We start from the raw sequence: 12,258 nt of genomic DNA on the forward strand, positions 1-12,258 counted from the left end.
TGGCTGTGAAGGGCTTGCTGCTGCGGCTCTCGGCGCTCGACGCGGATGCCGCCACCGCGGTTCGCGTGATCGCCCACTTCGAGGCGCTGCTGGGCAGCGGCGCCCTCGATGCGACATCGCTGGCCCGGTCCACCGCGGGGCTCGCGGAGTGCGCGGCGGGCCTGGAGCTGCCCGACGGCCGCAGGGCCCGGTTCGGACCGGGCGGCGCCGCCCTCCCCGCTGAGCCCAAGGTGGTCTCCCAGGACGCGGAGCTCGGCCCGTCCGGGCGGGTGTGGCTGGAACGGCCGGGGCCGCCGGGACCGTTCGACGACCTGATCCTCGAGTGGATGGCCATCGCCGCCCGGACGCTGTGCGGCAGCCCGGCCCCGCCCCGCATGCCCCACGCGTCCCTGACGCCCCGTACACCCGGTTCGCGCGAGGTGGCCGATCCCGCGCTGATGGAGGTCGTGCTGTCCGAGCGCGAGTCCGACCATGACCGCGCCCGCGCCCTCCGGCTGCTGGGCCTGGCCCCCGAACTGCCGCTGCGGATGGTGGCGGTACGCGGCGACCCGGCCGTCGACGCGGGCCTGGACGCGGTCGCGCTGCTCGGCCGCGCCACCCTCGACGCCGTCGTCCGGGTCACCCGCACCGGCCCGTGGGGCACGGTCCTGGTGCAGCCCCCGGACGGGGCGGCCGACTCGCCTGCCGCGGCGTTGCGGGCCGCGGTGGCCGACCCGCTCCGCGGGGCGGTGGCCGACCCGCTCCGCGGCCCGGATGTGCCCCGCGACGCGGCGCGGCGGCTGCGGGTCGGCGTCGGGGGCCTGGCCCCCGGGCTGGCGGCCCAGGATTCCTGGCGCCAAGCGTGCACGGCGCTGCGGTTCGCGGTGGCGGGCAGCCCGCGCGAGGCGGTGGTCGACCATGACGCGCTCGGCCCGGTCGCGCTGCTGGCCGACATCCCGGCGGAGCGGCTGGGCGCGCTGCCCGAGGCACGGCAGCTGGACGCGCTGGCCACCCAGCCGAACGGGTGCCTCACCATCGCCGCGCTGGCCGCCTTCTGCCGTACCGGCTCGCTGCGCCAGGCCGCCGCGGAACTGCATCTGCACCACAGCTCCGTGGCCGCGCGGCTGGCGCATGTGGAGGCGGCGCTGGGCTGGCGACTGCGCGACCCCGAACACCGCTTCCAGGCCCAACTCGCCCTGTACGCCCGGCGCCTGGCCGCCGCGGAGGTGAACCGAGCCCTGAAAAGCAGCCCCTGAGCGCGAGCCGCCGGGGCGGTCATCGGCCGAGCGCTCGCCGCAGGACCGCGACCGTCTCGTCACTCATGCGCCGCGCCACCCCGGCGTACTCCACGGCCGCCGCGCCGTGGAAGGTACCCGGGAAGAGGTGCAGCTCGGTGGGGACACCGGCGGCCAGCAGGGCGCGCGCGTAGTCGATGCCCTCGTCGCGCAGCGGGTCGAACTCCATCACCGCGACATAGGCCGGCGGCAGCCCCCTCAACTCGGCCACGCCGGCCCGGGCGGGGGCCGCGTACGGCGACACGTTCCCCGTACCGGGCCCCCCGGCCCCCAGATACGCCTCCCAGCTCTGCCGGGCGAGCCGGCGGGTCCACACGGGCGTGTCGGTGAAGGCCCGCGCGCTCGGCGTGTCCAGCCGGTCGTCGAGCGCGGGGCTGCCCAGGAACTGGAACCGCACCCGGGGGCCACCGCGGGCGTCGGCGAGCATCGTCAGCGCGGTGGCCATGCCCGCCCCGGAGCTGTCGCCGAGGACCGCGATCCGGTCGGCCGCCACGTCCAGCCCCGCATCGCCCTTCGCCAGCAGGCACAGCCCGGCGTAACAGTCCTCCAGGCCGGCGGGGAAGGGGTGTTCGGGCGCCAGCCGGTGGTCCGGCGAGACCACCACGGCGTCGAGCTCGCGGCACAGCCGCAGGTTGAAGGCGTGGTCCACATCCGGCGAGCCCAGCATGAAGCCGCCGCCGTGGATGCTGTAGACGGCGGGCAGCGGCCCGGCGGCGCCCCGCGGCCGGTAGGTGCGCAGCGCCACGTCCGGCGCGCCGTCCAATCCGGGCGCCACCACCTGTCCGACCTCCACCCCCGCGCCGTCCACGGCCGCGAACCGCCCGGCGACCTCCCGCGCCTGCGTGGCCCGCGCGGCGGCCAGGTCGGAGAGGTCGACCGGGGGGATCAGGGCGACGGCCGCGGCGAGTTCGGGGTCGAACGGGTAGTCGTAGGCCATGTCCCACACCGTGCCACGGGGCGGCCGCGCGGGTCATCAGACAGGCGTCGGGACAACGGTCCCCGTCACCCGACTACCGTGCGGCCGCATGAGCCACATCCGCCCCATGGGTTCAGGGGTTCGCGGCTGGTCGGCTGCCGGGGGAAATCGCTCGGCGCCGGCCCCGTCGATCAGGCACCATGGCCCGGTGACCAGCAGCTCCCCGACGCATCCGGCTCCCCTGGAGCGGTTCCAGGCAGTCCTGTCCGACATCTCCGAGGTCAAGGAGGGCGCCATCGACGACCTGGTCGACGCCCTGACGCACCTCGACGCGACCGGCAACGCCGCCGACGCCACGGCGGCGCTGCGTATGCTCGGCGAGCGGCCGGGCGTCGTTCTGCGTCTGGACGGGCAGGTGCGGTGGGCGACGACGCCCACGCCGGAGTACGACCGCCCCGTGGCGCTGGCGTTCGCCTGCTCGCACAGCGACGGGCGGGTCCGCGAGCGCGCGGTCCGCAGGATCGTGGAACGGCCGAGCCCCGAACTCATGCCCTTCCTGGTGCTCCGCACCGGCGACTGGGTCCGTCAGGTGCGCGAGCGGGCCCGGACGGGCCTGACCGACCTGCTGTCGCGGGACCCGGCGCGGTTCGTCCCGGCCGCCGCGCCGACCGCGCTGCTCGCCGACCGCCGCCGGCGCGGCGACTTCGCCCGCCGACAGGTCCTCGCCGCGCTGCTGTCCGCCCCCGGAGCGGCCCTGTTGGAGGGGCTGCTCGCCGCACCGCTGCCCGAACAGCGGCGGTTCGCTCTCGACGTGGCGGGCGCGACGGGCCGCCTCCCCCTCCGGGCGCTGGTCTCCCTGGCGGAGGGCGACACCGATGTGCGGATACGGGCCCGGGCGGCCGAGGCGGCCGCCCGCGAGGCGGTCTGGACCGACCGGGCCGATCTGCTGCGGCGGCTGGCCGCCGCGCGCCACCGCGAGGTGCGGGCCACCGCCCTGACCGGGCTGATCCGCACGGGACACCCGGACGAGGCCACGGCGGCGCTGGACGACCCGGCGGGCCTGGTCCGGGCCGTGGCGCGGGACGCCGCCCGCCGCACCGGCGCCGACCCGCTGGCCCACTACCGCGCGGCGGTCCAGGCCCCGCAGCCGCTGACCGGGGCCGTCGACGGGCTCGCCGAGACCGGAAGCGCCGCCGACGCCCCGCTGCTGATCCCCCTGCTCGACCACCCACGGGCCCCGGTCCGCTCCCACGCGCTGCACGCGCTGCGGGTCCTCGGCGCGGTGCCGGCCGACCGCGTCGTCCCCCTGCTGCGCGACCCCTCGGCCAAGGTGATCCGCGAGGCCGTCACCGCGCTGCGCCCGCGGGCCGCGCGGCTGCCGCGCGGGCTGGCCGCCTCGCTGCTCACCGACGACCGGGCGGCCGTCCGCCGCGCCGGCCACCGGTTGTTGTCCGAGCCCGACCCCGTGGCCCAGTTGCGTACGCTCCTGTCGCTGGCCACCGACCCCGACCCCCGGCTGTCCGCCCGCGCGGCCGCGGACATCACGGGCCTGGCCTGCGGGGTGCCGTCCCTCGACACCACGGACGAGCAGCGCGGCGATCTGCTCGCCCTGACCGACGCGGCCTCGGCGGCCCTCCCCCACCGCACCCGCCAACTCCTGTACGAGGGTCTTGACCCGACCTCGTGGACGGCGGAGCTGCTCAGGGCCCGGCACGGCCCGCACCCCGATACGGTCAACCCGCTCCTCGAGCTGAGGGCCACGTACACCTCCCAGGACCCCTGGACCACGGCCGAGCTGATCCGGGAGGTGCTGCTCCCCGTCCTCGAACACGCCTCGGCCCCCGCCGGGGAGTGGCCGGCCGACGACGAGTGGCCGGCCCTCCTCCCCGAGTGGTTCGTCCGGCGCTGCGCCCCCGAGCCCCCACCGGGACGGACGGATCCCGACACCTGGCTGGCCTGGTGGCGGCGCCTGCCACAGCGTCAGCGGCAGGCCGAGGCGATGGCCGACGCCACGGCGGACTGGCGGCTCGCCGACTGGCTGGACCTCTTCGAGCCCGAAGGGCTGGCCGACTTCCGTAGCTGGCGCTTCTGGGACTGCGGCGCCATGACAGCGACCACCGGCTGGGTACGGGTCGGCGTGGACGGCCACCCGTACGGCGGCCGGAGGGCGCTGCTGTGGCTCATCGAGGCCGCCGGCGGGTACGACATCGACCTGCCGTGACGGGTGGCCGAAGACGGGTCAGGCGGCCGTGATCCAGGGGGCACCGGCGGCCGGGGCCGCGGCGGTGAACGGTGCGCCCTGGCCGCATACGACGCTGCCCCCGCCACGGGGAAACCCGCGACGGGGGCAGCGGTGTCGAATGAGCGGGTGTGCGTCCGCGGTGGGGCGCTACGCGGACGAGTCGGAACGGTCGGCCGTCACGTCGGTCACCTTCCAGCGCTGGTTGGCGCCGGAGTTCGGCTGCCAGGTGGAGACGGTGGCCCCGTCGTGCGTGGCCTGGCCGGAGACCTCCAGGAGGGTGCCGGTAGCGGCGTTGACGAGGGTCCAGGTGCCGTCGCCGGTCGTCGACATGATCCACTGGGTGGACTTGTCGCGGACGCCCTGGTCGGGCTCCAGGACCGCGGCGCCGTCACGTACGGCGAGGCGCTTGCCGTCCGTCGCGTTGGTGAACACATACCGCTGCCGGTTGCCCTCGCCGCTGATCTGACGGAGCTGCCAGCGCTGGGTGGTGTCGGCCGCGTCGGCGCTCGCGGTCTTGATGACGAGACCGGTGCCGCTGTCCGCGACGGTGAGGGCCTTGCCGCTCTGGGCGCCGGTCAGCTGGTAGGTGTGGCCCTTGCGCAGCAGGGCGGCGTCCTTCGCGGTGCCGGACACCCCGCTGACGAGGAAGGAGGTCACCGATTGGGCCGGGACGGTGAAGGTGGCGCGCCGGTCGGTGACCTCGATCGGGCGGTGCCGCTCGAGCTTGCCCTCGGCGCTGGTCACGACGGGGGTGACGGTGGCGCCGCGGGAGACGTCGGCGAACTTGGACAGGTCGATGGTGACCGTGCGCTCGGCGGTGGTGCTGTTGACGTGGACGACGGTGGCGCCGTTGCCGCGCTGGGAGACGGCGGCGGCACTGGAGGTGTCGTCGACCTTCACCAGCCGGTCACCGGGCTTGATGTAGTGAGTGAAGTTCCTGGCGGTGTCGAACTTGGTGTTGGTGCGGATGGGGCAGGTCTTGAGGGTGTCCTGGGAGGTGCAGCTGAAGGGAATCTGGATGCTGCCCCAGTTGCCGCCCTTGGCGGACTCGCCGCCGGGCTTCATGTTGTCGTAGTCCTCGACGGGCTGCCAGAAGACCCAGGCGCGGGGCTCGAGTTCGCGCAGGTCGTCGACGACGTGCTGGGCCAGTCCGAGGCCGGGCCGCATGTCCTGGAAGTCCTGGCCGTCGCCCCAGTCGCCGCCGACCTCGCTCATCCACAGCGGCTTGTCGGCCGCCTTGGCCAGGTCGCGCACGGTGGTGCGGCCGCCGGTGCCGTAGGTGTGCACGTTCATCTGGCCGACGAGGTCGCGCACCTGCTGGGGGTAGGTGTTCCAGTTCTTCGCGAAGATGCTGGGATTCGTCTCGTCCATCGCCGAGATCTTCGCCCCGGTCCTGGCCTTCTTCAGGGCGGCCGCCAGGGCGGGGATCACCTTCTGCTGGAGCTCGGGGCCGATGTGGGCCCCTTCCTGACGGCCGCCGACGGGCTGGCCGTCGGCGCCCAGGCGGGTGCCCCAGTAGCCGGTGTTGGGCTCGTTGAACGGGTCGACGGTGTCGACCTTGATGCCGTGCGCCTTCTCCAGCCGCTTGGTGGCGCCCGCCAGGTAGGCGGCGAAGTCGTCGACGGACTCGCTCTTGAGCTGGTCGGTGTTGGCGTCGAAGCCGCCGGACACATAGCCGCTGGTGGTCATGAACCACGGCGGGGAGTTGCTGAACGTCTCCCAGTGGTCGACTGCGCCCTTGATCCGGTCCACCCACCAGCGCTGGTTCGCGTCGGCGTCGGGGTTCCAGTCGGCGGGGTCGTCGGCGCTCCACCAGTCGGTGTCCTCGCGGGTGGTGCCCTCGGGCGCCTTCCACCAGCCCGGGACCGCCCCTCCGGCGCGAAGGTAGTTCTTGACGTCCGGGGCGTTGCCGCCGCCGATGTTGTAGCGGGCGATGTTCAGGGCCAGGCCGTTGTCGTCGAACAGGAGCGAGGCCAGCTTCTGGCGTATCTCCTCGGGGTAGCCGCCGGTGACATTGGCGAACCACACCAGGCTGGTGCCCCAGCCCTCGAACTTCTGCTGCTGGTAGGAGGGGTCGGGCCGGACGGTCACGGCCTGGGCCTGCGCCTGTGCCGCTGCCTGCGGGGACGGTGCGGTGATCAGGGCGGCGCCCGTGGCCAGGGCGGTGACGCCGATGGCCCCCAGGAGCCGTCTTGAGCGGGTACGTCGTTCCATCGTGTGCTCCCAACGCGTGTGTGGTCGCTTCGGTGGGACGGCATGCCGAGCGGACATGCCCGTGTGTGCGGGGGGTGTCAGGAGACGGGCTGTCGCACCACGGCGACCTCCCGCGGCCGCAGGGTGAGCGAGCCGTCGGCGGCCGCGGTGCCGCCGGTCAGCGGCTCCCCGGTGAGGCCGGGCAGGCTCACCTGCTCGTCGGTGCGGTTGACGAGGAACAGGTAGCGGGCGTCGGCGGTGCGGCGGACCGTCAGCTCGACGCGCCCGCGCACCTCGGCGGGCAGCTCGCTGTGGACTCCGGCGCCCTCCAGCAGGCCCGGCAGAAGGCGGGTGAGGCCGTCGGCGCCCAGCCGGGTGGAGACATACGCGGCCGAGCCCTGGCCCACCGCGCGGCGGGTGATGGCGGGGCGGCCGGTGTGGGTGCCGGTGCGGTAGTGGGCGAGGATCCGCACGTCGGGGTCGGTGACGGCGATCTGGTCGGTCCACAGGGTGCCGGTGGCCGAAGTGTCCCCACCGTCCAGGCCGTCCAGTTCCACGGTGTCCTCGGCGAGCAGCGGGCCGAACTCCTCGATGCGGATGCCCAGCAGTTCGCGCAGAGCGCCGGGGTAGCCGCCCAACCAGACGTGGTCGTTCTCGTCGACGACGCCCGAGAAGTACGTGGTGACCAGGTGGCCGCCCGACTCCACGTATCGCGTGAGCTCCTTGGCCAGGGCCTGGGGCACCACATGCAGCACGGGCGCGATCAGCAGTTGGTACGCGCCGAGGTCGGCCCGGGTGGTGATGACGTCGGCCCGGATGCCCAGCGCGAGCAGGGCGGAGTACCAGTCGAGGGCCTCTTGGCGGTAGTTGAGGCGGGAGCTGGGGTGGGAGTCCTGCTCGCTGGCCCACCACGAGTCCCAGTCGTAGACGATCCCGACCCGCGCCCGCTCGCGCTCGGCCCCGGCGACCGGTGCCAGGGCCTGCAGGGTGGCGCCCAGCTCGGTCACCGCGCGGAAGACATCGCTGTCGGCCCCGGCGTGCGGCACCATCGCCGAGTGGTACTTCTCGGCCCCGGCCGCCGACTGCCGCCACTGGAAGAAGCAGACCGCGTCGGCGCCGTGCGCCACATGCAGCAGGGAGTCGCGCGCGAGGTCGCCCGGGCGCTTGGCCAGGTTGACGGGCTGCCAGTTGACCGCGCTGGTGGAGTGCTCCATGAGGAACCACGGACGCCCGCTCGCGATGCCGCTGGTGAGGTTGGCGGAGAAGGACAGCTCGTCGCGGTCCTGGGGGCCGGGGTGGACGTAGTGGTCGTTGGAGACGAAGTCGATCTCGTCGACCCAGTCGGGGTAGTTCATCCCCTTGGTCTCGCCCATCACCATGAAGTTGGTGGTGACGGGCACACCGGGGGTGATCTCGCGCAGGATGTCCCGCTCCGCGCGCAGATAGTCCTTCAGCGCGTCGGAGGAGAAGCGCTTGAAGTCCAGCTGCTGGGTGGGGTTGGGGTGGGACGCGGCCAGCCGGGGCGGCAGGATCTGCTCCCAGCCGCTGTAGCGCTGGGACCAGAAGGCGGTGCCCCAGGCGTGGTTGAGAGCGTCGAGGGTCTCGTAGCGCGCACGCAGCCAGTCGCGGAAGGCGCGGGCGGCGTCGTCGGAGTAGTCGTAGACGTTGTGGCAGCCCAGCTCGTTGGACACATGCCAGGCCACCAGGGCGGGGTGGTCGGCGTAGCGCCGGGCCATCTCGGTCACCAGGCGCAGCGCGTGGTCGCGGAAGACCGGCGAGGTGGGGCGCCAGTGCTGCCGCGCCCCCGGCCACACCGTCTCACCGGAGGCGGTCACCGGGAGGATCTCCGGGTGCGCGGTGGTGAGCCAGGGCGGCGGGGAGGCGGTGGCGGTGGCCAGGTCGACCCCGATGCCGCCCGCGTGCAGGACGCCCATGACCTCGTCGAGCCACTCGAAGTCCCACCGGTCCTGGGTCGGCTGGATGCGGGCCCAGGAGAAGATCGCCACGGAGACGACGTTGACGCCGGCCTGGCGCATCAGCCGGACGTCCTCCTCCCACACCTCGCGCGGCCACTGCTCGGGGTTGTAGTCGGCGCCGAAGGCGAGGCGGGGGGAGGCGGGGTCACCGTCCGACCCGTGCGGCAGCCGGGAGAGGAGGGTGGAGATCATGGTGGTCCTTCCGGTGTACCGCGCGGGGCGGCGCGGCGATGGCGCTGGTGGTGCCGGCGGTGCTGGTGGCGCTCAGGGGCATGCGGCAGCAGGGCCCGCGGCGCCGCGGTCCCTGCTGCCGGACGGTCTTACTCCGAAACCGTGAAGCCCTGCTCCTTGCCGTACTTGACGGAGGCGTCCTGCCAGGCCTTCAGCCCCTTGGTCAGCGGGGTGCTCGAGACGTAGGCCTTGCCGACGCTGTCGTTGAAGATCGAGTTGGCGTACACCTGGTAGGGCAGGTACGACCAGCCGCTGCCGACGTTCGCGGCCGACTCAGCGAAGATCTTGTTGGCCTTCTGGCCGCCGAAGTACGGGAACGCGGTGTCCTGGAAGGCCTTGGACTGCAGGTCCGCCGTGGTCGCCGGGAAGGCGCCGCCCTTGAGCCGGGTCTGCACGCCCTTGCCGGCGTTGGCGTACTCGACGAAGGCGTAGGCGAGCTCCTTGTTCTTGCCCGCCGAGGGCAGGGCCAGCGAGCTGCCGCCGTTCTCCGCGGTCGTCTTGTCGCCCTTGGTCCACTGCGGCAGCGGGGCCACGCGCCAGTCGCCGGAGGCGTTCTTCACGCCGGAGACGAAGTTGGCGGGCATCCAGGCGCCGGTGGTCAGGGTGGCGATGTTGCCGTTGCCCAGCCCCTTGTACCAGTCGTCGGTCCAGCCGTTGACGGGCGAGAGGAGCTTCTCGTCGATGAGCTTCTGCCAGGTCTTGGTGTAGGTGGCGGCGCCCTTGTCCGAGAAGTTGATCTTCACCTTGGTGCCGTCGACCTGGTACGGGCGGGAGCCGGCCTGCCACAGCAGGCTGGTGGTCATGCCCGCGTCGCCGGTGTCGCTGGTGATGTAGACCTTCGGGTCGGCCTTGTGCAGCTTGCGCGCCGCGTCGACGTACTCGTCCCAGGTGGTGGGCACCGCGACCTTGTACTTGTCGAAGATCTTCTTGTTGTAGAACAGCGCCATCGGACCGGAGTCCATGGGCAGGGCGTAGATGGCGTCGCCGGACTTCACCGAGTTCCACGGGCCGGGCGAGTAGGTCTTGGAGAGCTTGTCGGCACCGAATCCGGACAGGTCGGTCACGGACTTGGTCAGCGAGAACTGGCCGAGCGCGTAGTACTCGATCTGCGCGACGTCCGGGACGCCCTTCTTCGCCGCTATGGCGTTCTGCAGGGCGGTGTACTGGTCCTTGTTGGTGCCCGCGTTGACGAGGTTGACGTGGACCTTGGGGTGTTCCTTCTCGAAGTCCTTGACGACCTGCTTGAGGGTGGGCTCCCAGGCCCAGACCGTGATGGAGCCGCCCTTCTTCAGGGCCGCCTGGATGTCCCCGGCGGACACCTTCTTGTCGCTGGAGCCGCCGTCGTCGGAGCCGCCGCAAGCGGTCGCTCCCAGGGCGAGGGCGCAGACGAGGCCGATGCCGCGCAGCAGGCGGCGAGTGTTCTTGGGCATGGTGCTTCCACTTCTTCGTGGTGGGGGAGGGTTATTCCTTGACGCTTCCGGCGGCGAGTCCGGACTGCCAGTACTTCTGCAGCAGCAGGAAGGCGGCGATCAGGGGGAGGATGGTGATCACCGAGCCGGTGATCACCAGGTTGAAGACGGGTTCGCCACCGGCCGTCTGGGCCTGGGCGTTCCAGCTGTTCAGCCCCAGGGTCAGCGGATACCAGTCCGGGTCCTTGAGCATGATCAGCGGCAGGAAGTAGTTGTTCCAGGTCGCGACCATCGTGAACAGCAGCACGGTCACGATACCCGGCGCCAGCAGCGGCAGGCTCACCCGGAAGAAGGTGCGCAGCTCGCTCGCGCCGTCGATGCGGGCGGCCTCCAGCAGCTCGTCGGGGATGGCCTCGGTGGCGAAGACCCACATCAGATACAGGCCGAAGGGCGAGATGAGCGAGGGGATGATCACCGCCCAGGGGGTGTTGGTCAGCCCCATGTTGCTGAACATCAGGAAGGTGGGGACCGCCAGGGCGGTGCCCGGCACGGCGACGGCCCCGATGACGACGGCGAAGATGGCGCGCTTGCCGGGGAAACGGAACTTCGCCAGGGCGTAGCCGCCCAGGACCGCGAGGAAGGTGGCGCCACCGGCGCCGAGCCCCACATACAGCAGGGTGTTCAGCAGCCAGCGGACGAAGACCCCGTCGTTGTAGGTGAAGGTCTCACGGATGTTGTCCCACAGGGCGAAGTGGTCGGCGAACCACAGCCCGGAGGAGTCGGCCAGCCCTTCCTGGGTCTTGGTGGAGCTGATGACCAGCCATATCAGCGGCACCAGGGAGTACACCAGGACCAGACCGGTCAGCACGGTCAGCAGCACACTGCGGCGCGGACGGCGCCGGTCGGCGGCTTTGCGGGGGGTGCGCAACCGGGGCGTGGACGCTTTGGTCCGCACGGGCGCGGGCTGGGAAGCGGTGGTGGCGGGGCTGCTCATGGTTCACGCTCCCTTGCGCATGCCGCGCAGCTGGACGACATAGGCGACGACCATCGTGATCAGCCCCATGACGATGGCGACTGTGGCGGAGTAGTTGTGCTGCTGGCCGTTGAAGGACAGCGTGTAGGTGTAGTAGTTGGGGGTGTAGTCGGTGGTGATCGCGTTCGGCGCCAGGGGCTTCAGGATGCTCGGCTCGTTGAACAGCTGGAAGCTGCCGATGATCGAGAAGATCGTCGCGATGACCAGGGCCCCGCGGATCGCGGGAAGCTTGATGGCGGTGATGACGCGCCACTGTCCGGCGCCGTCGATCTCCGCGGCCTCGTACAGGGAGTGCGGGATCACCCGCAGGGCCGAGTAGAAGATCAGCATGTTGTAGCCGACGAACTCCCAGGTCACGATGTTGCCGATCGACGCAAGGATCACGTCGGGCGAGAGCGGATCGGGCAGCGAGACGCCGAAGGTGTCGTTGATGTCGCCCACCAGGCCGAATCGGGTGCCGTACATGAAGGCCCACATCAGCGTGGCCACCACGGCGGGCACCGCGTAGGGCAGGAAGATCGAGATCCGGAAGAAGTTTTTGCCGTACAGCCGCCCGCTGTCCAGCGCGAGCGCGACGAGCAGGGCGATGCCCAGCATGATCGGCACCTGCACCGCCAGGAACAGCCCCACCCGGGTCACACCGGCCCAGAACTGGTCGTCCTGCAGCGCCTGCTGGTAGTTGTCCAGCCCGACGAAGGTGTTGCCGCCGATCAGCCTGTCCTGGAAGAGGCTGAGGTAGATCGAGTACCCGATGGGCGCCAGAAAGACCAGGGCGAAGACCGCCACGAAGGGGCCGACGAACCCCCACCCCGTCCAGGACCGTCGGTCCCGTTTCAGTGAAGGCCGTGCCGTGCGGCCCGCGGCCACCGGCGGTTGCAGCGTCGTCATGTCGATCCTCGTTCATCCCTCTCGGAGCCGGAGGCCCGGCGCCCAAGCAATGTTCACGTAAACACCGCGCCCCGGAAAAGGCCTTGATGGGTGTTA

8 protein-coding genes are annotated in these 12,258 nt (G+C 72.1%); 2 read left to right on the forward strand and 6 right to left on the reverse strand.

The features are described from left to right. The first annotated feature begins 5 nt into the window (after positions 1–5). Positions 6–1,235, forward strand: coding sequence for a PucR family transcriptional regulator (locus tag PV419_RS25810; protein WP_319692672.1), 1,230 nt, complete (start codon positions 6–8; stop codon positions 1,233–1,235). A 19-nt stretch (positions 1,236–1,254) separates the two neighbouring features. On the opposite strand, the gene PV419_RS25815 is transcribed toward PV419_RS25810, so the two are convergent. Next, positions 1,255–2,211, reverse strand: a complete 957-nt coding sequence (locus PV419_RS25815) for an alpha/beta hydrolase (RefSeq protein ID WP_319692674.1) — start codon at positions 2,209–2,211, stop codon at positions 1,255–1,257. 187 nt (positions 2,212–2,398) lie between these two features. On the opposite strand from PV419_RS25815, the gene PV419_RS25820 reads away from it, so the two are divergent. Beyond that, complete coding sequence (locus tag PV419_RS25820) at positions 2,399–4,411, forward strand: hypothetical protein (protein WP_319692676.1); 2,013 nt, start codon at positions 2,399–2,401, stop codon at positions 4,409–4,411. A 168-nt stretch (positions 4,412–4,579) separates the two neighbouring features. Here the strand turns inward: PV419_RS25820 and PV419_RS25825 are convergent, their stop codons facing one another. The 5 genes from PV419_RS25825 to PV419_RS25845 form a co-directional block, all read right to left on the reverse strand. Next, the gene (locus PV419_RS25825) at positions 4,580–6,646 is read right to left on the reverse strand and encodes a glycoside hydrolase (RefSeq protein ID WP_319692678.1); all 2,067 of its coding nucleotides are present in this window, start codon (positions 6,644–6,646) and stop codon (positions 4,580–4,582) included. A gap of 77 nt (positions 6,647–6,723) precedes the next feature. Continuing rightward, positions 6,724–8,793, reverse strand: a complete 2,070-nt coding sequence (locus PV419_RS25830) for a beta-galactosidase (protein WP_319692680.1) — start codon at positions 8,791–8,793, stop codon at positions 6,724–6,726. A 128-nt stretch (positions 8,794–8,921) separates the two neighbouring features. Further along, on the reverse strand, positions 8,922–10,262 hold the full coding sequence (locus PV419_RS25835) for a sugar ABC transporter substrate-binding protein (RefSeq protein ID WP_319692682.1): 1,341 nt from the start codon (positions 10,260–10,262) through the stop codon (positions 8,922–8,924). A 31-nt stretch (positions 10,263–10,293) separates the two neighbouring features. Next, positions 10,294–11,235, reverse strand: coding sequence for a carbohydrate ABC transporter permease (locus PV419_RS25840; RefSeq protein ID WP_319692684.1), 942 nt, complete (start codon positions 11,233–11,235; stop codon positions 10,294–10,296). A 3-nt stretch (positions 11,236–11,238) separates the two neighbouring features. After that, complete coding sequence (locus tag PV419_RS25845; RefSeq protein WP_319692685.1) at positions 11,239–12,162, reverse strand: sugar ABC transporter permease; 924 nt, start codon at positions 12,160–12,162, stop codon at positions 11,239–11,241. Positions 12,163–12,258: the final 96 nt, after the last annotated feature.

The sequence above is a fragment of the Streptomyces sp. ME19-01-6 genome (assembly GCF_033793745.1).
Lineage (GTDB): Bacteria > Actinomycetota > Actinomycetes > Streptomycetales > Streptomycetaceae > Streptomyces.